Below are 24,106 nucleotides of genomic sequence, written 5' to 3'. Positions count from 1 at the left end.
GGAGAGGGGTGCGTGCGGTCAAGGTGTGTGAAGAGTCGAAAAAGTTCGACGGGCCGAGTCGCGGGAAAGTCGGTGACTCCCCTGTTCTTTACCGTCACTTGGCGCTAACTTCGTCGGCACCAGTGGGAGCGGGTCCATCACGTCACAGCAGTCAGTACTCGTTCGGTACTCGACTGCTCGGTCACTCGATGAAGAGGACATCCGCACCCATGAGCCGTAGCAGAACTGCGTTACTGGCCGCCCTCGCGCTCGTCGCCGGTGCCTCCGGCGCGGCGTACGCCGCCGTTCCCCCGGACGTCGGCGCGGCAGCCGTCCCGTGCACCGTGGACTACAAGGTGCAGAACGACTGGGGTTCCGGCTTCACCGCCGCGGTCACCGTCACCAACAACAGCACCGCCAAGTCCAGCTGGTCCCTCAAGTGGTCCTACGCCGGCAACCAGAAGGTGACCAGCGGCTGGAACGCCAAGATCAGCCAGAGCGGTACGGCCGTCACCGCGGCCAACGAGTCGTACAACGGCACCCTGTCGACCGGCGGCTCGGCGAGCTTCGGCTTCCAGGGCACCTACAGCGGCACCAACGCGGTCCCGGCCACCTTCACCCTCGACGGTGTCACCTGCAACGTCGACGACGGTTCCACCGACCCGACGGACCCCGAGGAGCCGACCGGCCCGAACGCCCGGGTGAACAACCCCTACGACGGCGCCAAGGTGTACGTGAACCCCGAGTGGTCCGCGAAGGCCGCCGCCGAGACGGGCGGCAGCCGCATCTCCAACCAGCCGACCGGCGTGTGGCTGGACCGGACCGCGGCCATCGAGGGCGTGAACGGCGGCATGGGCCTGCGCGACCACCTCGACGCCGCGCTGACGCAGAAGGGCTCCGGCGAGCTGGTCGTGCAGCTCGTCATCTACAACCTGCCCGGACGTGACTGCGCGGCCCTCGCCTCCAACGGCGAGCTGGGCCCGACGGAGATCGACAAGTACAAGACGCAGTACATCGACCCGATCGCCGCGATCCTCGCCGACTCCAAGTACGCCGGCCTGCGGATCGTGACCACCGTCGAGATCGACTCGCTGCCCAACCTGGTCACCAACACCACGCCGCGCGCCACCGCCACCGCCAACTGCGACGTGATGAAGGCCAACGGCAACTACCAGAAGGGCGTCGGCTACGCCCTGAACAAGCTGGGCGACGTCGCCAACGTCTACAACTACATCGACGCCGGCCACCACGGCTGGCTCGGCTGGGACGACAACTTCGGCGCGTCGGCCAACCTCTTCAAGGAGGCCGCGACCACCGAGGGCGCCACGGTGAGCGACGTGCACGGCTTCATCGTCAACACCGCCAACTACAGCGCGCTGAAGGAGGAGAACTTCACGATCAACGACAGCGTGAACGGCACCTCCGTGCGCCAGTCCAAGTGGGTCGACTGGAACCGGTACACCGACGAGCTGTCCTACGCCCAGGCCATGCGCAACCAGCTGGTCTCCATCGGCTTCGACAGCAACCTCGGCATGCTGATCGACACCTCCCGCAACGGCTGGGGCGGCTCGGCCCGGCCCACCGGACCCGGCGCCACGACCACCGTCGACACCTACGTCGACGGCGGGCGCTACGACCGCCGCATCCACCTCGGCAACTGGTGCAACCAGTCCGGAGCCGGCCTCGGTGAGCGTCCGCAGGCCAGCCCCGCGACCGGGATCGACGCCTACGTCTGGATGAAGCCCCCGGGTGAGTCCGACGGCTCCAGCACCGCCATCGACAACGACGAGGGCAAGGGCTTCGACCGGATGTGCGACCCGACGTACACCGGCAACCCGCGCAACAACAACAACATGTCCGGCGCCCTGGCCAACGCGCCGATCTCCGGACACTGGTTCTCCGCCCAGTTCCAGCAGCTGATGCAGAACGCCTACCCGCCGCTGTCGTAGCGGAGCTTGCTGTTTCGGCAAGTTGATTTGCCTCCCGTGCCGGGGTCGGCGCACGCTGGCCGCACCACGACACGGGAGGCGGACCGGCATGGGCCACGACCACCACGACCACCACGACCACCACGAGCACGGCGGTGCTCACCACCACGACCACGACGCCCACGACTGGGCGCGGATGGCGCCGCTGCTGGAGGCCGAGGCGGAGCTGTACGCGCCGCTGTACCGCTCGGCCCTGGCCTGGACCGCCCGCGAGGCGCCCGCGCCGGGGCTGGTCATCGACGCGGGCAGCGGACCCGGCGTCGTCTCCGGCCTGCTCGCCGAGTCCTTCCCCGGCGCCCGGCTGGTGGCGGCCGACGGCGCCGCGCCGCTGCTGGAGCGGGCCGCCGCCCGCGCCGAGCGCCTCGGGTACGCCGACCGCTTCGAGACCCTGGCCGGCGACCTGCCGGACGCGCTCGGCGGCCTGCCCTACCCGGCCGACCTGGTCTGGGCCAGCCGCAGCCTGCATCACCTCGGCGACCAGCGCGCCGCCCTCGCGGCCTTCGCCGGGCACCTCGCGCCCGGCGGCACCCTGGCCCTCCTGGAGGGCGGGCTGCCCGCCCGGTACCTGCCGCGCGACCTCGGCTTCGGCCGCCCGGGACTCCAGGCCCGGCTGGACGCGGCACACGAGGACGTCTTCGCGCGGATGCGCCGGGAACTGCCGGGTTCCGTCGCCGTCGCCGAGGACTGGCCCGCGCTGCTCACCGCCGCCGGACTGAAGCACACCGGCAGCCGCAGCTTCCTGCTGGATCTGCCCGCCCCGCTGGACGAGCCGGCCCGTGCCTTCGTCACCACGATGATCACGCGGCTGCGGTCCATGGGCGAGGACCTCCTCGACGCCGACGACCGCGCCACCCTCGACCGGCTCCTCGACCCCGGCGACGAGGGCAGCGCCCACCGCCGGCCGGACCTGTTCGTGCTGGCGGCGCACACGGTTCACACGGGCGTACGGGTCTCCTGACCCCGTGCACGGCGACGGCCCGGCACCCTGTGGCAGGGGGCCGGGCCGCGCGTGGGTCCGCTCGGTCAGTCGTTGACGTCCGCCGGGTCCGCACCCACCCGGCGGTCCTCGTTGAGGGCGCTGATCGCCGCGAGGTCCTCGTCGTCCAGGCTGAAGTCGAAGACGTCGATGTTCTCCTTGATCCGCGACGGGGTCACGGACTTCGGGATCACGATGTTGCCGGTCTGCAGGTGCCAGCGCAGGACGATCTGGGCCGGGCTGCGGTCGTGCTTCTGGCCGATGGCGACGATGGCGGGGACCTCCAGGAGGCCCTTGCCGGAGCCGAGCGGCGACCACGCCTCCGTGGCGATGCCCTGCTCGGCGTGGTACTCGCGGGAGGCGTGCTGCTGGAGGTGCGGGTGCAGCTCGATCTGGTTGACGGCGGGGATGACCGACGTCTCGCCGATCAGCCGCTCCAGGTGCTCCGGCAGGAAGTTGGAGACACCGATGGCACGCGTCCGGCCGTCGGCGAGGAGCTTCTCGAACGCCTTGTAGGTGTCGACGTAGCGTCCCCGGTCCGGCATCGGCCAGTGGATCAGGTAGAGGTCGACGTAGTCCAGGCCCAGCTTGGACAGGGACGTGTCGAAGGCGCGCAGGGTGGAGTCGTACCCCTGCTCGCTGTTCCAGAGCTTGGTGGTGACGAAGAGGTCCTCACGGGGGAGGCCGGAGGCGGCGAGGCCCTTGCCGGTGCCCTTCTCGTTGCCGTAGATCGCGGCCGTGTCGATGCTGCGGTACCCGGCTTCGAGGGCCGTCGTGACGGCGGTCTCGGCCTCGTCGTCCGGTACCTGCCAGACGCCGAAGCCCAGCTGGGGCATCTCGACGCCGTTGTTCAGGATGATCGGGGGGACCTGGCTGCTCACGGGCTGTTGATCCTTCGGTTGTGGTCAGATGGTGCTCCCATCGTCAACGATCACGAGGCCATACGCATTCCTGATGGCGGAAAAGGCGGAAAGGTCACGCCTGGTACAGGGCCTCGACCTCGGTGCCGTACGCCTTCTCGATCGCCCGGCGCTTCAGCTTGAGCGACGGGGTGAGCAGCCCGTGCTCCTCGGTGAACGGCTGCGCCAGGATGCGGAAGGTCCGGATGGACTCGGCCTGGGAGACGAGCGTGTTGGCGGCGACCACCGCGCGCCGCACCTCGGTCTCCAGATCCGCGTCGCGCACCAGCTCCGCCGGGGTCATCCGGGGCTTGTTCCGCATCGCCAGCCAGTGCTCGACCGCCTCAGGGTCGAGGGTGACCAGGGCGGCCACGTAGGGCCGGTCGTTGCCGACCACGATGCACTGGTTGACCAGCGGATGGTCCCGGACCCGCTCCTCCAGGACCCCCGGCGAGACGCTCTTGCCGCCGGAGGTCACCAGGATCTCCTTCTTGCGGCCCGTGATGGTGAGGAAGCCGTCCTCGTCCAGCGCGCCGAGGTCGCCGGTGGCGAGCCAGCCGTCGTGCAGGGACTCGTCGGTCGCCTTGGGGTTGTTGAGGTAGCCCTGGAAGACGTTGGCGCCGCGCAGCCAGATCTCGCCGTCGTCCGCGATGTGCACGGTGACTCCGGGGACCGGGTGGCCGACGGTGCCGTAGCGGGTGCGCTCGGGAGGGTTGGCGGTGGCCGCCGCGGTCGACTCGGTGAGGCCGTAGCCCTCGTAGATCTGCACGCCGGCGCCGGCGAAGAACAGCCCCAGCCGGCGGTCCATGGCGCTGCCGCCGGACATCGCGTTGCGGATGCGGCCGCCCATCGCGGCGCGGACCTTGGCGTAGACGAGCTTGTCGAAGAACTGGTGCTGCATCCGCAGGGCGGCGGAGGGGCCGGGGCCGGTGCCCCAGGCCTTGGCCTCGACGGCCTCGGCGTACTTCACCGCCACCTCGACGGCCCGCTCGAAGGGGGCGGACCTGCCCTCCCGTTCGGCCTTGCGGCGGGCCGCGTTGAACACCTTCTCGAAGATGTACGGCACGGCCAGGATGAACGTCGGCCGGAACGCGGCCAGGTCCGGCAGCAGCGCGGCGGCGTTGAGCTGCGGCTGGTGGCCGAAGCGGACCCGGCCGCGGATCGCGGCGACCTCCACCATCCGGCCGAAGACGTGGGCGAGGGGGAGGAACAGCAGGGTCGCCACCTCGTCGCCCCGGCGGGAGTGGAACACCGACTCCCACCGGTCGATGACGGTGTCCGCCTCCCACATGAAGTTGCCGTGCGAGATGACGCAGCCCTTGGGGCGTCCGGTGGTGCCCGAGGTGTAGATGACGGTGGCGACCGACTCGGGGGTGACGGCCTGGCGGTGCCGGTGCACCACCTCGTCGTCGAGATGGGCACCGGCCTCGTACAGCTCCTGCACCACGCCCGCGTCCAGCTGCCAGAGCCGGTGCAGGTGGGGGAGGCGGTCGATGACGGTGGCGATCGTCATCGCGTGGTCCTCGTGCTCGACGACGGCGGCCGTGACCTCGGCGTCGTACAGCATCCAGAAACACTGCTCGGCCGAGGAGGTGGGGTAGACCGGCACGACCTGCGCGCCGATCGCCCACAGCGCGAAGTCGAACAGCGTCCACTCGTAGCGGGTGCGGGACATGACGGCGACCCGGTCGCCGAACCTGATGCCCTGGGCGAGCAGCCCCTTGGCCAGGGCCAGCACCTCGTCGCGGAACTCGGCGGACGTGACGTCCCGCCACTGTCCCGAGGGGTCCTTGCGGCCGAGCGCGATGTGCTGCGGATCCTCCTGGGCATGCCGGAAGACCGAATCGGCCAGGCCGCCCACCGGCGGCGGCAGCGCCGACGGCGGGCTCGTGAACTCGCGCAAACCCCGCTCCCCGCTCCTCGTCCCCGCACAGCGCGGTGAAAGCTACCCCAACCCCGAGGGGGTGGGGAGGGGGTGCGAGTCCGGTCCCGGTCCCGTGGGACACGTCCTGCCGCGGGACGATTCCCCCCACACGGGGAAGGGTCGGGCGCCAATCCTGACGGTTGGGTAAGCGTCGGGGCCGTGATCTCCACGGAATCTGTACGGGGTGGTCGGGCGTGCGGCCCGGGTGCGGGTACGTCGTGGTCGCTCGCGCAGTTCCCCGTGTCCCTTCAGGGGCGCGGGGAACTGCGCGACAAGCCACGGTGCACCCGCGGTCGAAAGACTCGCTGCACCGGCGGGCGACCGCCTCCTTCCGCGAGGGCGAGGACCGCCACGCCCGCGACGGCCGCGACCGTCCCCGCCGTGACCGCCGTCGCGTTCAGACCGTCGGCGAACGCGGTGCGCAGCACGTGTTCCCCGAACGCGTCCCGCAGCGCCGACGCGGCGCCGCCCGCCAGCGCGTGGGACGCGTCGTGCGGGAGGGTGTCCTCCATCCGGGAGGCCAGCACCGTGCCGAAGACCGCGATGGCCAGCGCGTACCCGAGCTGCCGGAACGTGTTGACCGCGCCGCCCGCCATCCCCGCCCGCTCCGGCGGCACCGACGCCAGCGCCGCGCCGGAGATCCCCGGCGTGACCAGCCCGGTCCCGGCGCCGACCAGCAGCAGCCCCGGCACCAGCGCGGACGCCGTGGAGGACGCGTCGAGGAACGCCATGCAGTACTGGCCCGCCGCGATCAGCAGCAGCCCGCCGCCGATGGTGAACCGGGCCGGCACCCCGTGCAGCAGCCGCCCGCCCACCGCGGCCACCAGGAACGACGCCAGCGACAGCCACACGAAGACCAGGCCGCCGCGGACCGGGCTCATCCCGAGCAGCGTCTGCAGCCAGATCGAGGTGTACGCCATCACCCCGAACGCCGCCCCGTTGAAGGCGAGCGCCGCCAGCATCACCGCGGTGAACGCGGGCCGCGCGAAGAGCCGCACGTCGAGCAGCGGATCGGCGACCCGCAGCTCCACGGCGACGAACCCGGCCAGCAGCAGCACCGCGCAGCCGAACGCCGTCAGCGTGCCGCCCTCCGCCCAGCCGTGCGACCCGGCCCGCACCGCCCCGTACGTCACCGCCGCCGCGAACGCCGCGAACAGCACCGCGCCCGGCCGGTCCAGGCGCCGTCCCCGCGCCCCGCGCGACTCCGGCACCACCCGCAGCGTCAGCCAGACCGCGGCCACGCTCACCGGCAGGTTGACGTAGAAGATCCACCGCCAGCCGGGGCCGTCGGTGAGCACGCCGCCGAGGACCGGTCCGACCGCCGCCGCGGCGCCGCTCACCGCGCCCCACACGCCGAGCGCCACCGACCGCTGCCGTCCCCGGTAGACGGAGCCCAGCAGCGGCAGCGTCGTCGCGAACATCGCCGCCGCGCCCACCCCTTGCAGCGCCCGCGCGGCTATCAGCATCACCGGACCGGTGGCCACCCCGCACAGCAGGGACGCCACCGCGAACAGCACCACACCGGCCACGTGCGTCCGGCGCCGCCCCAGCACGTCCGCCGCGGCGCCCGCGCCGAGCAGCAGCGCGGCCAGCGCCAGCGCGTACCCGTCCATCACCCACTGCAGGTCGCTCAGCGAGGCGTCCAGCCCCCGGGCCATGTCCGGCAGGGCCACCACCGCGATGGTGACGTCCAGCAACAGCATGAAAGTACCGAGGCATACCGCGGTGAGCGGTCCCCATGTACGCATCGCGTCCTCACTCCGTCTCCGGGAAGCCCGTCGCCTCCCGTTCCGTACGATGGCCCCCGGCCGACCGATGGCACCGGTCACCGGCGACGCGACGACGGAAACCGACGGGAGCAGCACCTGTGCAGATGGAATCCGACACGTTCGACCGGCTGGACCTGCGGCTGCTGCACGCGCTGGAGGTGAACGGACGGGCCTCCTTCAGCCGGCTCGGGACCCTCTTCGGCGTCTCCGACCGGACGGTCGCGCGCCGCTACCGCAGACTGACCGCCGAGGCCGGACTGCGCGTCGTGGCGGTCCGCGACGCCGAGCGCCTCGGCCGCGACCAGTGGACGCTCCGGCTGCGCTGCGTCCCCGACAGCGCGCTCGCCATCGCCGACGCGCTCGCCAAACGGCCCGACACCAGCTGGATCGGGCTCGCCGCGGGCGGCACGGAGGTCATCTGCGGCACCCGCCCGCGCAGCAGCGGCGACCGCGACGACCTGCTCCTCGGCAAGCTGCCGCGCACCCCCCGCGTGCTGGAGATCCGCGCCCACCAGATGCTGCACCGCTTCTACGGCGGCCCCGACGGCTGGCTGCGCAAATTCGACGTCCTCACCGACGAGGAGGTGGCCGCGCTGCGTCCCGCCGTCGCCCCGGAGCCCGGCCCGGCCCGGACGGAACCGGAGGACGAGCCGCTCCTCGCCGTCCTGGAGCGCGACGGCCGCGCCACCTACCCCGAACTGCAGCGCGCCACCGGCCGCTCCGAGTCCGCCGTCAAACGCCGGCTCGCCGCGCTGCTCTCCTCCGGCGCGGTCTACATCGACGTCGAGTACGACTCCGCCGTGTTCGGCTACCCGGTGACCGCCGCCCTGTGGATCACCGCGGGCCCGGCCGATCTGCACCGGGTCGGCGAGGCCCTCGCCGGCCACCCCGAGATCGCCCACGCGGCGGCGACCGCGGGCCCCTCCAACCTCGCCGCCACCGCGGTGGTGCGCAGCACGGCCGACCTCTACGCCTATCTGAGCGGCCCGCTCGGCCACCTGGAGGGCGTCCGGCAGGTGGAGGCGTCACCGTTCCTGCGCCGGGTGAAGCAGCTCATCTACCCGCGTCCCGTGTCCTGACCGCGTGCAGCCGGTCGCCGCCGGCCAGGACCGCCGCGGCCAGCGCGTCCGCCGCGTCCTGCGCCGAGGTGCGCCGCTCCCCGGTGACCAGCACGAAGTCGACCCGGCCCAGCTCCGGCAGCCCGGCCCGCTCCGGCACCCGGACCAGGCCGGGCGGGATCAGCCCCCGCGAGTGCGCCATCACGCCGAGGCCCGCGCGGGCCGCCGCGATCAGGCCGTTGAGGCTGCCGCTGGTGCACGCGATCCGCCACTCGCGGCCCTGGCGCTGCAACGCCTCCAGGGCGAGCGCCCGGGTGATGCCCGGCGGCGGATAGACGATGAGCGGCACCGGACGGCCCGGGTCGAGGCGCAGCCGCTCCGCGCCGATCCACACCAGCCGGTCGTGCCAGACCGGTTCGCCCCGCGGGTCCTCGGGCCGCCGCTTGGCCAGCACCAGGTCGAGCTTGCCGGCGGCCAGCCGCTCGTGCAGCGTCCCCGACAGCTCCACCGTCAGCTCCAGGTCCACCTCGGGGTGGTCGTGCCGGAAGCCCTCCAGGATCTCCGGCAGCCGGGTCAGCACGAAGTCCTCCGACGCGCCGAACCGCAGCCGGCCGCGCAGCCGGGTGCCGGTGAAGAACGCCGACGCCTGCTCGTGGACGTCCAGGATGCGCCGGGCGAAGCCGAGCATCGCCTCGCCGTCCTCGGTCAGCTCCACCGAGTGGGTGTCCCGGGTGAACAGCGGCCGGCCCGTCGCGTCCTCAAGGCGCCGCACGTGCTGGCTCACCGTCGACTGCCGCAGCCCGAGCCGCCGCGCGGCCTGCGTGAAACTCAGCGTCTGCGCCACCGACAGGAAGGTCCGCAGCTGGGTGGGGTCGTACACCGGGCCAAGGTTATTACGGATCGCGATGACAGTCAGTGCGGTGTACCGGATTCCCGATCACCGGGTGAGGGAGCAGGATGGAGCGGGGACCCGTACGCCGTCCTCCGACCGTCTGCGATACGAGCAAGTGGAGCACCGTGAAACGCCTGAGCCCGCCGCGCCGGCTGCCGATCGACCCGTACATCCTCCTGCTGCTGGGGACGGTGGGCCTCGCGGCGCTGCTGCCGGCCCGCGGGACGTCGGCGGATGTCGCCTCCGGCGCCTCCACGGCCGCGATCGCGTTCCTCTTCTTCCTCTACGGTGCCCGGCTCTCCACCAAGGAGGCCATGGACGGGCTGAAGCACTGGCGGCTCCACGTCACCGTCCTGGCCTGCACCTTCGTCGTCTTCCCGCTGCTCGGACTGGCCTCCCGCGGCCTCGTCCCGGTCTTCCTGACCGACCCGCTGTACCAGGGCCTGCTCTTCTGCACCCTGGTCCCGTCGACCATCCAGTCGTCGATCGCCTTCACCTCGATCGCCCGCGGCAACGTGCCCGCCGCGATCTGCGCCGGCTCCTTCTCCTCACTGGCCGGCATCGTCATCACCCCGCTGCTGGCCGCCGCGCTCCTCGGCGGCAGCGGCGGCGGCTTCTCCGCCGACTCGGTGGTGGAGATCGTCCTGCAACTGCTGGTCCCGTTCGTCGCGGGGCAGGTGCTGCGGCGCTGGATCGGCGGCTTCGTCGTCCGGCACAAGAAGGTCCTCGGGCTGATAGACCGCGGCTCCATCCTCCTCGTCGTCTACACGGCGTTCAGCGAGGGCATGGTCCAGGGCGTCTGGCACCAGGTCAGCCCCGTCCGGCTGGCCGGACTGCTCGCGGTGGAGGCCGTCCTGCTCGCCGTGATGCTGCTGCTGACCTGGTACGGCGCCAAGGCGCTGCGGTTCGGCCGGGAGGACCGGATCGCCATCCAGTTCGCCGGGTCCAAGAAGTCGCTGGCCTCCGGACTGCCCATGGCGAGCGTCCTGTTCGGCGCGCACGCCTCGCTGGCGGTGCTGCCGCTGATGCTCTTCCACCAGATGCAGCTGATGGTCTGCGCGGTCATCGCCAAGCGCCGCTCGCACGACCCGGTCGCCGAGGACACCGCCGCGGTGGCCCCGCCGGTCCCGACCGCCGCCGGGACGCCGGGGCGCTGAGCGGTCAGCCGCCGGCGTCCACCCGGTCAAGGGGCAGCCACAGCACGGTGCCCCCGCCAGACGGCCGCCCGTCGGCGATCTCCTCGTCGTCCAGCGCCCGGCCCCACACCCGTACGTCGTCCAGCGCGCCCGCGAAGTGCGCCCGGCCGTCCATCCGGGCACCGACGTGCACCCCGAACGCCGAGGTCCGCGACACCGACCCCGGCACGTCCGCCGTGTCGGCCCGCTCCCCGTCGAGGAAGAGACTGAGCCGCCCGTCACCCCGGCGCAGCACCGCCCGGTGCCAGCGGCCGTCGTCGCGGGCCCCGGCCAGCCGCACGTACGCCGACCGGGGCGCCGACGCCCCCTCCCGCACCGTGATCAGCCCCGTCACCCGGTCCCGCGCGGGTTCGGCGCGCAGCCACACCTGGGGCTGGCGGGTGCCGATGCCGCCCATCCACAGCAGCGGCTGTTCTCCACCGCCCGCCGTGTACCGGAACCGCAGCGACACCGTGAAGTCCCGCTCCCCGAGCGGCAGTCCCCGCCGGTACGGCAGCCGCACCTCGTCGTCGACGCCGTCGAGGGACAGGGCGCCGTCCGCCGCCGCGGCACCGCCCAGCACGGCGGCCGGAGCGGCGCCCGGCGCACGGTCGGGGGTGGTGGGATCGGCCCCGCGCCGCGCCCGCAGCCACTTCTCGTCGAAGAGCGCGAACCGGATCTCGTCGCGGGCGTCGGCCGTACCCGCCTCGTACAGCAGCCCCACCGTGGTGTCGTCGAGGGCGACCAGGTCCGAGTAGCCGGACCAGTCCCGGGTGACGACGGTGGCGCGGTCCACGCTGTCCCAGGTGGCGCCGCCGTCCCAGGAGGAGCGGACCGCCATCGTGCGGCGCCGGTCGGGGTCGGCCGGCGCGGACAGCAGCAGCCGGTCGCCGAGCCGCAGCAGCGCGCCCTGCACCTGCGGGGTGTACAGGTCGGGCACCGCCTCGAAGGGCCCGGCGAAACTGTCGCCGCCGTCCTCGCTGACGGTCTGCGAGCGGTGGCCGAGATCGGTGCCGTCCTGCTCCCGCCCGCCGACCAGCAGGGTGCCGTCGGCGCGTTCGGCGAGCGTCACCTCCGACGGCTTCTGCCGGAAGGTGCCGTCGTCGGCGACGGGCCAGGTGTCGGTGGCGCCGACCCGCCAGTGCGCGCCGCCGTCGTCGCTGACGACGAGCGCCGCGTGATGGGCCGTCACCCGGCCGTCCCGCCACGTCTCGGCGTTGACCCCGAGGACCAGCCGGCCCGCGCGGTCGCCCCCGGTGAGCTGGACGCCGTGCACGGGACCGGTGGCGTACCAGGACGTCCAGCCCGGCGGGCGGATCTCCGGGGTGAGGTCGCGCGGCGCCGACCAGGTCAGGCCGTCGTCGTCGCTGTACTGAAGGTGCGGGGCGCGGTCGCAGGGAATCGCGCACCCGGCACCGTCCGTCCGGCCGGTGTTGTACGTCTCCACCAGCAGGACGCGCCCGGTGGCCCGGTCCACGACCGGCGCCGGGTTGCCGTGGGTGTCGCCGCCGCCCTCGTTGACGACCCGTACCGGGCTCCAGGTCCGGCCGCCGTCGGTGGAGCGCCTGACCACGAGGTCGATGTCGGTGGCGTCCCCGCAGTCGCGGACCCGGCCCTCGGCGAAGGCGAGCAGCGTGCCCTCGGTGGTCCGCACGACCGCCGGGATGCGGAAGCAGGCGTAACCGGAGTCCGCTCCGGCCCGGAAGAGGACCTGCTGCTCGAAGCGCGGGGCGCGGGCGCCGGCCGGTTCGGGCGCGGCGAACTGGGCGACGGCCAGGGTGAGCAGGGAGGCGAGGACGGTCAGCGGGGATCGCGGCATGGAACGGTGGCCCTTCAGGCGGCCGATCGGCAGATGATCGGTAGCCGGTCGTCAGGCCATCAGTAGATCAAGTCATCACATGCCGGATATGTCCTCCCGGAGCCTCCGCGTGTCGCGCCGCGAGCCGGGGAGCACGGCTTCCCCCCGGGCCGGCGCAGGGGGCGCTCCCCGCCGGCCGGGGTTCGGCCGCCGTGTCGCGGACGGGGTCAGCCCTGGGCGGCCGCGGCCCGCAGGGCGACGCGTTCCTCGCCCGCGTACACGTTCATCGAGTTGCCCCGCAGGAAGCCCACCAGAGTCAGGCCGGTCTCGGCGGCCAGGTCCACGGCGAGCGACGAGGGCGCCGACACCGCCGCCAGTACGGGGATGCCGGCCATGACGGCCTTCTGCGCCAGTTCGAACGAGGCCCGGCCGGAGACGAGCAGCACGGACCGGGACAGCGGCAGGGCGTCGTTCTGCAGGGCGCGGCCGACCAGCTTGTCCACGGCGTTGTGGCGGCCCACGTCCTCCCGGATGTCGGCCAGTTCGCCGTCCTCGGTGAACAGGGCCGCCGCGTGCAGCCCGCCGGTGCGGTCGAAGACGCGCTGGGCGGCGCGCAGCCGGTCGGGCAGGCCCGCCAGCAGGTCGACGTCGACCCGGAGCGGCGGCGTGTCGGCGACGGGGTGACGGGTCGTCGTACGGACCGCGTCCAGGCTCGCCTTGCCGCACAGGCCGCAGGAGGAGGTGGTGTACACGTTGCGTTCGAGGGTGATGTCGGGGATCACCACGCCGGGCGCCGTCTGCACGTCCACCACGTTGTAGCTGTTGGAGCCGTCGACGGTGGCCCCCGCGCAGTACACGATGTTCCGCAGGTCGCTCCCGCTCGCCAGCACCCCCTCGCTGACCAGGAACCCGGCGGCGAGCGCGAAGTCGTCGCCGGGGGTGCGCATGGTGATGGCGAGGGGCTTGCCGTTGAGCCGGATCTCCAGCGGTTCCTCGGCGACGAGCGTGTCCGGCCGGGACGAGACCGCCCCGTCGCGGATGCGGATCACCTTGCGTCGTTCCGTGACTCGTCCCATGCCTGATCAGTCCCGGTTCTGTACGTGCTGGTAGCCGAAGCGGCCCTTGATGCAGAGGTTGCCATGGGTCACCGGGCTGTCGTGCGGCGAGGTGACCTTGACGATCTCATTGTCCTGCACATGGAGGGTGAGGCTGCATCCCACCCCGCAGTAGGCGCACACCGTGGTCGTCTCGGTCTGCGCCGACTCGTCCCACCTACCCGCCGCGCGCAGATCGAACTCCGATTTGAACGACAGCGCCCCCGTGGGGCAGACCTCGACGCAGTTGCCGCAGTACACGCACGCCGAGTCGGTCAGCGGCGCGTCGTGCTCGACGGCGATCCGGGCGTCGAAGCCGCGCCCGGCCACCGAGATGGCGAAGCTGTTCTGCCACTGGTCGCCGCAAGCGTCCACACACTTGTAACAGAGTATGCATTTGCCGTAATCGCGGACGTAGAGGTCGTTGTCGATCCGGGGCTGCTCGTCCACCCGGGCCGCGTCCGGTCCGAAGCGGTCCGGCTCCGCCTCGTACTCCTTGATCCAGTCGGCCGCCCGCGGGGTGGTCGACAGGTCCACGGAGGAGGCGAGCAGTTCCAGGACGACCTTGCGGCTGTGCCGGACCCGTTCGGTGCCGGTGCGCACCTCCATCCCGGGCTCCGCCTGCCGGGAGCAGGCCGGGACGAGGGTGCGCGCCCCCTCGACCTCCACGACACACGCCCGGCAGGCGTTCTTCGGGGCGAGCGTGTCGCCCTGGCAGAGCGTCGGCACGTCCTTCCCGGCGGCCCGGCAGGCGTCCAGGACGGTCGCCCCCTCGGGCACCCGGGCCTCCTCGCCGTCCAGGGTGAACTCCACCAGCCGGCGCGGCACCCCCAGCGGTATCGCGGTCATGCGTACGCCCCCAGACGGTCGATGGCGGATTCAACGGCGTTCCACGCGGTCTGCCCGAGGCCGCAGATCGAGGCGTCCCGCATCGCCCGGCCGACCTCCCGCAGCAGCGCGATGTCGTCCGCGGCGGCGGCCCCGGTGCGCTCCGCGATCCGGTGCAGCGCCTCCTCCTGCCGTACGGTGCCCACCCGGCACGGCACGCACTGGCCGCAGGACTCGTCGCGGAAGAACTCCGCGATGCGCAGCAGCAGCCGGGGGAGCGGCACCGTGGAGTCGAAGGCCAGCACGACGCCCGAGCCGAGGGTCGTGCCCGCCGCGCGGGTGCCCTCGAAGGTGAGCGGGATGTGCGTCTCGTCCGGGCGGACGAAACCACCGGCCGCGCCGCCGAGCAGCACCGCGCGCAGCCCGTCGCGGACCCCGGCCAGGTCGAGCAGCTCCCCGAGGGTCGCGCCGAACGGCAGCTCGTAGACGCCGGGCCGGTCCACGCTGCCCGACACGCAGAACAGCTTGGGGCCGGTGGACGCGCCGGTGCCGATCGCCGCGTACGCCTGGGCGCCCATGGTCAGGATCGGCAGGACGTTGACCAGCGTCTCGACGTTGTTCGCGGCCGTCGGCCGGCCGAACAGGCCCTTCTCCACCGGGAACGGCGGCTTGGCGCGGGGTTCGCCGCGGCGGCCCTCGATGGAGTTGAACAGGGCCGTCTCCTCGCCGCAGATGTAGGCGCCCGCGCCGCGCCGGATCTCGATGTCGAAGGCGTACCCGTGGCCGAGGACGTCGTCGCCGAGCAGCCCGCGGGCCCGCGCCCGTTCGACGGCGTGCTCCACGCGGTGGAGGGCGCGCGGGTACTCGCCGCGCAGATAGAGGTAGCCGCGGTGCGCGCCGGTGGCGTACCCGGCGATCGTCATCGCCTCGATCAGCGCGTACGGGTCGCCCTCAAGGAGCACCCGGTCCTTGAAGGTGCCCGGCTCGGACTCGTCGGCGTTGCACACCACGTAGTGCGGGTGGTCCGGCCGGGCCGCCGTGGCCTGCCACTTGCGGCCGGTGGGGAAGGCGGCGCCGCCGCGCCCGAGAAGGCCGGAGTCGGTGACCTCGCGGATCACCCCGGCGGGGCCGAGGGCGAAGGCGCGGCGCAGAGCCGCGTACCCGCCGTGCGCCCGGTAGTCGTCCAGGGAGGCCGGGTCGACGACGCCGACCCGGCGCAGCAGCACCAGCCCGTCCTGCCCGGCCTGCGGGACCGCCGCGACGGCCGGGGGTTCCTCGGGCGCCGAGTCGGGGGCGGTCGCCGCGAACGCCGCCGACCGAGCCGTCGCCGGGGCCGCCACGGCCGTACGGACCGGCTCGCCGGCCCGGACCGCGAGCGCCGCCGGGGCACGCTCGCACAGCCCGAGACAGGGGCTGCGCTGCACGGTGACACCGGGCGTCCCGGGGAGAGCGGCGCACAGCCGCTCGGCGCCGGCCGCCGCGCACGCCAGGTCGGTGCAGACGTGCAGCACGGTGGCGGGCCGGGGACGGAGCGAGAACAGCGCGTAGAAACTGGCGACGCCGTACGCCTCCGCCGGCGGCACCGTCAGCCGCCGGCACACGTAGTCCAGGGCGCCCTCGCTGATCCAGCCCACCCGGTCGTTGACCGCGTGCAGCGCGGGCAGCAGCAGGTCGCGGCGGTCCCGGGCGGCCCGGCCGCCCCGCGCCCACCTCAGATCGGCGTCGGAGCGGTCGGCGCCCTCCCAGGCGGACTCGGGCGGGCCCAGCAGGGCGTCGACGGCCGCCCGTTCCTCGTCCGTCGGTTTGCTGTCACCAAAACGCAGGTCCACGTACTCGTCACCTCACGACGGTCGCGACGGGCAGCTTCTCGATCCGGATCGCCGACGCCTTGAACTCCGCCGTCCCGGCGATCGGGCAGTTCGCCTCGATCGTCAGCCGGTTGGTGTCCACCTCGTCGGGAAAGTGGAAGGTCATGAACGCGAGGCCCGGCCGCAGCGCCGGGTCGACCCACACCGGCGCCTCCACCCAGCCGCGCCGCGAGGACACCCGTACCGTCTCGCCCACCACGACCCCGTAGCGCTCGGCGTCCTCCGGGGACAGCTCGACGCTCTCGCCGCGCCGCAGCGGCGACGCGAACGCCCCGCTCTGCACCCCGGTGTTGTACGAGTCGAGGCGGCGGCCGGTGGTGAGCCGCACCGGGTACTCCTCGTCGGTGAGGTCGACCGGCGGATCGTGCCGGACGATCCCGAACGGCGCCCGGGGACCGCGCAGCGCCGGATCGGACTCCCACAGCCGGCCGTGCAGGTAGGACGGTTCGAGCCGCTCGGTGCTCGGGCAGGGCCACTGGATGCCCCGGTGCTCGTCCAGCCGGGCGTACGTCATCCCCTGGTGGTCCGGCGACAGCGAGCGCAGCTCGTTCCAGACCGCCTCGGCGTCGGCGTACTTCCAGTCGTGGCCGAGCCGCCCCGCGAGGTCGCAGATGATGTCGATGTCCTCGCGGGCCTCGCCCGGCGGGGTGAGCGCCCGGCGGACCCGCTGCACCCGCCGCTCGCTGTTGGTGGTGGTGCCGTCGGTCTCCGCCCAGCCGGCGGTGGCGGGCAGCACCACGTCCGCCAGGGAGGCGGTCTTCGTGAGGAAGATGTCCTGCACGACGAGGAAGTCCAGGGCGCCGAGGCGGCGTACGGCCTGCTCGCTGTCGGCCTCCGACTGCGCCGGGTTCTCGCCGACGCAGTACACGGCCTTCAGCGAGCCGTCCTCCATCGCCTCGAACATCTCGGTGAGGGTCATGCCGTGGTGCGGCTGGACGACGGTGTCCCAGGCCGACTCGAACTTGTGCCGGACCTCCGGATCGAGGAGGTCCTGGAAGCCGGGGAGGCGGTTGGGGATCGCGCCCATGTCGCCGCCGCCCTGCACGTTGTTCTGCCCGCGCAGCGGTTGCAGCCCCGAGCCGTACCGGCCGACGTGCCCGGTCAGCAGGGAGAGGTTGACCAGCGCGCGGACGTTGTCGGTGCCGTTGTGGTGCTCGGTGATGCCTAGGGTCCAGCACAGCTGGGCGCGGTCGGCGCGGGCGTAGGCGTGCGCGAGGTCGCGGATCGCGGCGGCCGGTACGCCCGTCACCTTCTCGGCGAGCGACAGCGTCCACGGCTCGACCAGCGCACGGTACTCCGCGAAGCCGCTGGTGGCCCGCTCGACGAACGCCTCGTCGGCCAGGCCGGCGTGGATGATCTCCCGGCCGATCGCGTGCGCCAGCGGGATGTCCGTGCCGACGTCCGGGCCGAGCCAGCTCTCCGCCCACTCGGCGGTGGAGGTGCGGCGCGGGTCGACGGCGTACATCCGGGCGCCGTTCCTGATCCCCTTCAGCACGTGCTGGAAGAAGATCGGGTGCGCGAAGCGGGCGTTGGAGCCCCACATCACGATGGTGTCGGTGTGCTCGATCTCCTCGTACGAGGAGGTCCCGCCGCCCGAGCCGAACGCGGCGGACAGTCCGGCGACGCTCGGCGCGTGGCAGGTGCGGTTGCAGGAGTCGACGTTGTTGGTGCCCATCACGACCCGTGCGAACTTCTGCGCCACGTAGTTCATCTCGTTGGTGGCGCGGGCGCAGGAGAACATGCCGAACGCGCCGCGCGCCTCGTCGAGTCCGCGGGCCGCGCGGTCGAGCGCCTCGTCCCAGGAGGCCGGGCGGAACGGCTCATCGCGGGAGTCGCGCACCAAGGGGCGGGTGAGGCGGGTGTAGTTCCTGGGGCCGGTGCGGTCGCGTTTCCTCATGCGGTGTCGCTCCTCATGCGGCGTTGCTCCTCAGCGCGAGCAGGTCCGAGATGGCGTGCACGGTGCGCAGGGTGGGCACCGGGACGCCGGTGATCCCCGCCAGTTCGACGACGGCGGCGAGCAGGACGTCGAGTTCGAGCGGTTTGCCGCGCTCCAGGTCCTGGAGTGTGGAGGTGCGGTGGTCGCCCACCTTCGCGGCGCCCGCGAGACGGCGTTCGACGGAGACGGCGACCTCGCACCCGAGCGCCTCGGCGACCGCCAGGGTCTCCGTCATCATCGTGCCGATCACCCGGCGGGTGCCGCCGTGCGCGCACATCTGGCCCATGGTGGCGCGGGCCAGCGCGCTGATCGGGTTGAAGGAGATGTTGCCCAGCAGCTTCAGCCAGATGTCGTTGCGCAGGTCCGGCTCGACCGGGCACTTCAGACCGCCGGCGACCATGGCCGCGCTGAACTCCCGGCAGCGCGCGGACACCTCGCGGCCGGGCTCGCCGATCGAGAAGCGCGTGCCCTCGACGTGGCGGACGACGCCCGGTCCCGCCAGCTCGGTGGCCGCGTAGACGACGCAGCCGACGGCCCGCTCCGGCGCGAGCACCGCACTGACCGCGCCGCCGGGGTCCACACTGTCGAGGCGGCGGCCGTCGTGCGGGCCGCCGTGGCGGTGGAAGTACCACCAGGGGATGCCGTTCTGGGCGGCGACGACCGCCGTCGTGCCGTGGAGCAGCGGCTCGATCAGCGGCCCGCACGCCGCGTACGAGGTGGCCTTCAGCCCCAGGAAGACGTAGTCGGCCGGGCCCACGTCGGCCGGGTCGTCGGTGGCGCGCGGGTGTGCGGTGAAGTCACCGCGCGCGCTGCGCACCCGTACCCCGTGCCGCCTCATGGCCGCCAGATGCGGTCCACGGGCGATGAGATGGACGTCGGCACCCGCGCGGTGGAGCGCGGCGCCGACGTAGGCGCCGATCGCACCGGCGCCGAGGACTGCGACTTTCATGTCCGGTTAGCTCCGTTCGGTCGAGGGATACCGCGGAACTGCCGACTCTGTCGACGAAATATTGTCTACAGTATGGAGGTTGGGGCGGCAAGGGATTGTGCACAGCCGGTGGCACTGGGTGGTTGTTTGATCAACTGTCTTCTCAAGCGACGTCCGGCTCCCTACGGTTGGGGACTCATGAGTCCCCCTGTCGCACCGCCCGGCTGGAGCCGCTGGCTCGTTCCCCCGGCCGCCCTCTCGGTCCACCTCTCCATCGGCCAGGCCTACGCCTGGTCCGTGTTCAAGCCGCCGCTGGAATCGGCGCTCGGCCTCAGCGGCACCCAGAGCGCGCTCCCCTTCCAGCTCGGCATCGTCATGCTGGGCCTGTCCGCCGCGTTCGGCGGCACGCTCGTGGAGAAACGCGGACCGCGCTGGGCCATGACCGTGGCCCTGATCTGCTTCTCGTCCGGCTTCCTGCTCTCCGCGCTCGGCGCGGCCACCGAGCAGTACTGGCTGATCGTCCTCGGCTACGGCTTCGTCGGCGGCATCGGCCTCGGCATCGGCTACATCTCGCCGGTCTCCACCCTGATCAAGTGGTTCCCGGACCGGCCCGGCATGGCCACCGGCATCGCCATCATGGGCTTCGGCGGCGGCGCGCTGATCGCCTCGCCCTGGTCGGCGCAGATGCTGGAGTCCTTCGGCAGCGACAGCTCCGGCATCGCGCTCGCCTTCCTCGTGCACGGGCTGTCGTACGCCGTGTTCATGCTCCTCGGCGTGCTGCTGGTGCGGGTGCCGCGGCCGGTGAAGGGCGCCGCGGACACGCCGGGCGCGGTCACGGGACCGCGGGTCTCCGCCCGGTCCGCCGTGCGCACCCCGCAGTTCTGGTGCCTGTGGCTGGTGCTCTGCATGAACGTCACCGCGGGCATCGGCATCCTGGAGAAGGCCGCGCCGATGATCACGGACTTCTTCGCGGACACCTCCGCGCCGGTCTCCGCCACGGCCGCCGCCGGTTTCGTCGCCCTGCTGTCGGCCGCCAACATGGCGGGCCGGATCGGCTGGTCCTCGACCTCCGACCTGATCGGCCGCAAGAACATCTACCGCGTCTACCTCGGCGTCGGCGCCCTGATGTACGCGCTCATCGCCCTCTTCGGCGACTCCTCCAAGCCGCTGTTCGTGCTCTGCGCCCTGGTGATCCTCTCCTTCTACGGCGGCGGCTTCGCGACCATCCCCGCCTATCTGAAGGACCTGTTCGGCACCTACCAGGTCGGCGCCATCCACGGCCGGCTGCTCACCGCCTGGTCCACGGCCGGCGTCCTCGGACCGCTGATCGTCAACTGGATCGCCGACCGCCAGGAGGAGGCGGGCCAGCACGGCGCGTCCCTGTACGGGCTCTCCTTCGTCATCATGATCGGCCTGCTCGTCGTGGGCTTCGTCGCCAACGAACTGGTCCGCCCCGTCCACCCCCGCCACCACGTCCCCGCACCCGAGTCCGAGGAGGCCGCCGATGTCGCCCGACAGCAGTGAGAGCACGCCGGACCGGCGCCCGCTGATCGTCTTCTCCTGGCTGTGGGTGGGGCTGCCGCTCGCGTACGGCCTGTACGAGCTGGTGCGCAAGGCGACTCAGCTCTTCACGGGGTGACCCGCGGCTCCGCGAGGATCACCCGCGGCGGCTGACGGAAGCCGACAAGGAGGGCTTCGTAATCCTGTCGCATCACCTGCAGTCGTACCCGTGAGTCACTGATCAGACTGGTGGATCCCGCAACCCGCAGGCAATTGAGGGGATCCGCTTATGCACGGCTCGCGCATCACGGGCGTCGGCCACCACCAGCCCGCCAGGGTGCTCACCAACGAGGACCTGGCGGGCCTGGTCGACACCAGTGACGAGTGGATCACGAGCCGGGTGGGCATCCGCACCCGCCGGATCGCCGGTCCCGACGAACCGGTCGACGAACTCGCCGCGCACGCCGCCGCGAAGGCGCTCGCCGCGGCCGGCGCGACCCCCGCCGACGTCGACCTGGTGCTGGTCGCCACCTCCACCGCCATCGACCGCTCCCCGAACACGGCCGCCCGGGTCGCCGCCCGGCTCGGCATGGGGAGCCCCGCCACGCTGGACCTGAACGTGGTGTGCGCCGGGTTCACCCACGCCCTGGCCACCGCCGACCACGCCGTCCGCGCGGGCAGCGCCCGCCGGGCGCTGGTGATCGGCGCCGACAAGATGTCCGACGTCACCGACTGGACCGACCGCACCACCTGCGTCCTGGTGGGGGACGGCGCGGGCGCCGCCGTGGTCGAACCCGCCGCCGAGGGCACCGCACCCGGCATCGGTCCCGTGCTGTGGGGCTCGGTGCCCGAGATGGGGCACGCCGTGCGGATCGAGGGCACCCCGCCGCGGTTCGCCCAGGAGGGCCAGAGCGTCTACCGGTGGGCGACCACCCGGCTCCCCGCCATCGCCCGCGGGGTGTGCGAGCGGGCCGGAGTGGATCCCGCCGACCTCGCCGCCGTCGTGCTGCACCAGGCCAACCTGCGCATCATCGAGCCGCTCGCCGAGCGCATCGGCGCGGTCAACGCCGTCGTCGCCCGCGACGTCACCGAGTCCGGCAACACCTCGGCGGCCAGCATCCCCCTCGCGCTCGCCAAACTGGTGGAGCGCGGCGAGATCGGCACCGGCGACCCGGTCCTGCTCTTCGGCTTCGGCGGCAACCTCTCCTACGCCGGGCAGGTCGTCCGCTGCCCCTGAGCCCGGAGGCCGAAGGCTCCCCGGCCGGGAGCCTTCGGCGGCCCCCGAGGAGCGGCGCCGAGGCGCCGTAGACTGTAGACGAAAGACAATTGATACTTTCTTTACCGTCTTTCTGCCGCGTCTTTCTTCCGCCGAGGGGGCCGATATGTTGTCGACCGGACTGCCGCAGGGTGCGGTGCCCAAGCTCGAACGACCCGGCCCCCTGCGCGACCGCGTCTACGAGGCGCTGCTCGAACTCATCACCACCCGGGCCCTCAGCCCCGGCCAGCACCTCGTCGAGAGCGAACTCGCCGGTCACCTGGGCGTCTCCCGGCAGCCGGTGCGCGAGGCGCTCCAGCGGCTGAACACCGAGGGGTGGGTCGATCTCCGGCCCGCCCAGGGCGCGTTCGTGCACGAGCCGACGGAGGAGGAGGCCGACCAGCTGCTGACCGTCCGTACGCTGCTGGAGGCCGAGGCGGCCCGGCTCGCGGCGGCCAACGCGACGAGCGCGGGCGTGGCGGCCCTGGAGGAACTGTGCGCCGAGGGCGAGGCGGCCGTCGCGGCGGACGACGTGGACGCGGCGGTCGCCCTGAACGCCCGGTTCCACGCGAAGATCATGGAGCTGGCGGGCAACACCGTCCTCGCCGGGCTCGCCGCGCAGGTCGACCGCCGGGTGCGCTGGTACTACACGCCGATCGCCCGGCAGCGCGGCCAGCAGTCCTGGACCGAGCACCGCGAGCTGATCGCGGCCGTCACCGACCGGGACGAGCAGCGCGCGACCGGGCTGATGCGCGAACACACGGAACACACCCGCCGCTCGTACCACGCCCGCGCCACGTCCTGAGAGCCGACGCCGTCGGCCGGCGGCCCCGGTGGCCCTTCTTTGTCCTGTGAGTGGAGAAAGTCGGCGGCAATCTGTGCACAGCTTCTTCCCAGGTTCGGCAGCCGCTGCTAGGTTCCCCTCGAAAGCACAGCCACAGGCAGCCGGTTGAGGCGGGGAGGGGCACGTGAGACGCATGACCGCACGACCCGCCAACGCCCATCAGGCCCGGTTGCTGAAGCTGCTGCGCGACGGCGGTCCCAACTCCCGCGCCCAGCTGGGCGACCAGGTCGACCTCTCCCGGTCGAAACTGGCCGTGGAGGTGGACCGGCTGCTGGAGACCGGACTGGCCGTCGCCGACGGACTCGCCGCCTCCCGTGGTGGGCGCCGCTCGCACAACATCCGGCTCAACCCCGGACTGCGGTTCCTCGGCGTCGACATCGGCGCGACCTCGGTCGACGTCGCCGTCACCAACGCCGAGCTGGAGATCCTCGGACACATCAACCAGCCCATGGACGTGCGCGAGGGCCCCGTCGCGGTCTTCGAGCAGGTCCTCGCCATGGCCGCCAAGCTGCGCGCCTCGGGACTCGCGGAGGGCTTCGACGGCGCCGGCATCGGCGTCCCGGGACCGGTCCGCTTCCCCGAGGGCGTCCCGGTGGCCCCGCCGATCATGCCCGGCTGGGACGGCTTCCCCGTACGGGAGGCGCTCAGCCAGGAACTCGGCTGCCCGGTCATGGTCGACAACGACGTGAACCTCATGGCGCTGGGGGAGCAGCACGCGGGCGTCGCCCGCACCGTGCACGACTTCCTCGTCGTCAAGATCGGCACCGGTATCGGCTGCGGCATCGTCGTCGGCGGTGAGGTCTACCGCGGTACGACGGGCAGCGCCGGCGACATCGGGCACATCCAGGCCGTACCCGAGGGCCGCCCGTGCGCCTGCGGCAACCGGGGCTGCCTGGAGGCCCACTTCAGCGGCGCGGCACTGGCGCGCGACGCCACCGAGGCCGCCCAGCAGGGCCGTTCCGCCGAACTCGCGAGCCGCCTGGAGGCGGGCGCGGGCGGGGCGGGAGCCGTGACCCTGAGCGCCGCCGACGTCGCCGCCGCCGCCGCGGCCGGAGACCCGACCGCACTCGACCTCATCCGTGAGGGCGGCACCCGCACCGGCCAGGTCATCGCCGGCCTGGTCAGCTTCTTCAACCCCGGCCTCGTGGTGATCGGCGGCGGGGTGACCGGCCTCGGCCACACCCTGCTCGCCGCGATCCGCACCCAGGTCTACCGCCAGTCACTGCCCCTGGCGACCGGCAACCTGCCCATCGTGCTCGGGGAGCTGGGCCCCACCGCCGGAGTCATCGGCGCCGCCCGGCTCATCAGCGACCACCTGTTCTCACCCGCGTAGCACCCCCGCCTCCCGGCACCCTTCCTGTACAGCGCGCTGCTCCGCCCTGCCCTGACACCGGC

19 protein-coding genes are annotated in these 24,106 nt (G+C 72.8%); 9 read left to right on the top strand and 10 right to left on the bottom strand.

The window, feature by feature from the left end:
- The first annotated feature begins 209 nt into the window (after positions 1 to 209).
- On the top strand, positions 210 to 1,928 hold the full coding sequence (locus UW392_RS44605) for a glycoside hydrolase family 6 protein (RefSeq protein ID WP_320781048.1): 1,719 nt from the start codon (positions 210 to 212) through the stop codon (positions 1,926 to 1,928).
- Between the two features lie 88 nt (positions 1,929 to 2,016).
- Positions 2,017 to 2,925: a class I SAM-dependent methyltransferase gene (locus UW392_RS44600; RefSeq protein WP_320781047.1), complete on the top strand. Its 909-nt coding sequence runs from the start codon at positions 2,017 to 2,019 to the stop codon at positions 2,923 to 2,925.
- 65 nt (positions 2,926 to 2,990) lie between these two features.
- On the opposite strand, the gene UW392_RS44595 is transcribed toward UW392_RS44600, so the two are convergent.
- The 3 genes from UW392_RS44595 to UW392_RS44585 form a co-directional block, all read right to left on the bottom strand.
- Positions 2,991 to 3,824: an aldo/keto reductase gene (locus UW392_RS44595; RefSeq protein ID WP_320781046.1), complete on the bottom strand. Its 834-nt coding sequence runs from the start codon at positions 3,822 to 3,824 to the stop codon at positions 2,991 to 2,993.
- Positions 3,825 to 3,918: 94 nt separating this feature from the next.
- The gene (locus UW392_RS44590) at positions 3,919 to 5,745 is read right to left on the bottom strand and encodes a long-chain fatty acid--CoA ligase (RefSeq protein WP_320781045.1); all 1,827 of its coding nucleotides are present in this window, start codon (positions 5,743 to 5,745) and stop codon (positions 3,919 to 3,921) included.
- Positions 5,746 to 6,014: 269 nt separating this feature from the next.
- The gene (locus UW392_RS44585) at positions 6,015 to 7,514 is read right to left on the bottom strand and encodes an MFS transporter (protein ID WP_320781044.1); all 1,500 of its coding nucleotides are present in this window, start codon (positions 7,512 to 7,514) and stop codon (positions 6,015 to 6,017) included.
- A gap of 119 nt (positions 7,515 to 7,633) precedes the next feature.
- On the opposite strand from UW392_RS44585, the gene UW392_RS44580 reads away from it, so the two are divergent.
- Positions 7,634 to 8,614: an Lrp/AsnC family transcriptional regulator gene (locus tag UW392_RS44580; protein ID WP_414497327.1), complete on the top strand. Its 981-nt coding sequence runs from the start codon at positions 7,634 to 7,636 to the stop codon at positions 8,612 to 8,614.
- Here UW392_RS44580 and UW392_RS44575 read toward each other — a convergent pair.
- Entirely contained in the window at positions 8,589 to 9,473 is an 885-nt protein-coding gene (locus UW392_RS44575) for a LysR substrate-binding domain-containing protein (RefSeq protein WP_320781042.1), read from the bottom strand. The two genes, UW392_RS44580 and UW392_RS44575, sit on opposite strands and share 26 nt — an antisense overlap.
- A 77-nt stretch (positions 9,474 to 9,550) precedes the next feature.
- Between UW392_RS44575 and UW392_RS44570 the strand changes: the two genes are divergently transcribed.
- Positions 9,551 to 10,642, top strand: a complete 1,092-nt coding sequence (locus UW392_RS44570) for a bile acid:sodium symporter family protein (RefSeq protein ID WP_414497324.1) — start codon at positions 9,551 to 9,553, stop codon at positions 10,640 to 10,642.
- Between the two features lie 4 nt (positions 10,643 to 10,646).
- Here the strand turns inward: UW392_RS44570 and UW392_RS44565 are convergent, their stop codons facing one another.
- The 6 genes from UW392_RS44565 to UW392_RS44540 form a co-directional block, all read right to left on the bottom strand.
- Positions 10,647 to 12,479 carry an exo-alpha-sialidase gene (locus UW392_RS44565; protein WP_320781040.1) on the bottom strand — a complete coding sequence of 611 codons (1,833 nt, stop codon included), beginning with the start codon at positions 12,477 to 12,479 and terminating at the stop codon, positions 10,647 to 10,649.
- Between the two features lie 206 nt (positions 12,480 to 12,685).
- Positions 12,686 to 13,534: a formate dehydrogenase accessory sulfurtransferase FdhD gene (gene fdhD, locus UW392_RS44560; RefSeq protein WP_320781039.1), complete on the bottom strand. Its 849-nt coding sequence runs from the start codon at positions 13,532 to 13,534 to the stop codon at positions 12,686 to 12,688.
- Between the two features lie 6 nt (positions 13,535 to 13,540).
- The gene (locus tag UW392_RS44555) at positions 13,541 to 14,401 is read right to left on the bottom strand and encodes a 2Fe-2S iron-sulfur cluster-binding protein (protein WP_320781038.1); all 861 of its coding nucleotides are present in this window, start codon (positions 14,399 to 14,401) and stop codon (positions 13,541 to 13,543) included.
- Complete coding sequence (locus tag UW392_RS44550) at positions 14,398 to 16,209, bottom strand: NADH-ubiquinone oxidoreductase-F iron-sulfur binding region domain-containing protein (protein WP_320781037.1); 1,812 nt, start codon at positions 16,207 to 16,209, stop codon at positions 14,398 to 14,400. The genes UW392_RS44555 and UW392_RS44550 overlap by 4 nt, the downstream gene beginning before the upstream one ends.
- A 7-nt stretch (positions 16,210 to 16,216) precedes the next feature.
- Positions 16,217 to 18,145, bottom strand: a complete 1,929-nt coding sequence (locus tag UW392_RS44545) for a molybdopterin oxidoreductase family protein (protein ID WP_320781036.1) — start codon at positions 18,143 to 18,145, stop codon at positions 16,217 to 16,219.
- A gap of 13 nt (positions 18,146 to 18,158) precedes the next feature.
- Positions 18,159 to 19,133, bottom strand: coding sequence for a 2-dehydropantoate 2-reductase (locus UW392_RS44540; RefSeq protein WP_320781035.1), 975 nt, complete (start codon positions 19,131 to 19,133; stop codon positions 18,159 to 18,161).
- Positions 19,134 to 19,310: 177 nt separating this feature from the next.
- On the opposite strand from UW392_RS44540, the gene UW392_RS44535 reads away from it, so the two are divergent.
- The 5 genes from UW392_RS44535 to UW392_RS44515 all read left to right on the top strand — a co-directional run bounded on the left by UW392_RS44535 (position 19,311) and on the right by UW392_RS44515 (position 24,044).
- Entirely contained in the window at positions 19,311 to 20,636 is a 1,326-nt protein-coding gene (locus tag UW392_RS44535; RefSeq protein ID WP_320781034.1) for an OFA family MFS transporter, read from the top strand.
- Positions 20,617 to 20,751: an MFS transporter small subunit gene (locus UW392_RS44530; protein ID WP_320781033.1), complete on the top strand. Its 135-nt coding sequence runs from the start codon at positions 20,617 to 20,619 to the stop codon at positions 20,749 to 20,751. The genes UW392_RS44535 and UW392_RS44530 overlap by 20 nt, the downstream gene beginning before the upstream one ends.
- 150 nt (positions 20,752 to 20,901) lie before the next feature.
- Positions 20,902 to 21,849 (top strand): beta-ketoacyl-ACP synthase III, encoded by a 948-nt coding sequence (locus UW392_RS44525; protein WP_320781032.1) that lies wholly within the window; start codon positions 20,902 to 20,904, stop codon positions 21,847 to 21,849.
- A gap of 145 nt (positions 21,850 to 21,994) precedes the next feature.
- A complete protein-coding gene (locus UW392_RS44520) occupies positions 21,995 to 22,672 on the top strand; it encodes a GntR family transcriptional regulator (RefSeq protein WP_320781031.1) in 678 nt (225 codons plus the stop codon).
- Between the two features lie 172 nt (positions 22,673 to 22,844).
- The gene (locus tag UW392_RS44515; protein WP_320781030.1) at positions 22,845 to 24,044 is read left to right on the top strand and encodes an ROK family protein; all 1,200 of its coding nucleotides are present in this window, start codon (positions 22,845 to 22,847) and stop codon (positions 24,042 to 24,044) included.
- Positions 24,045 to 24,106 lie beyond the last annotated feature (62 nt).

This window comes from Streptomyces sp. CRN 30 (genome assembly GCF_034105845.1).
This window is presented reverse-complemented; position numbering and strand designations above follow the sequence as displayed.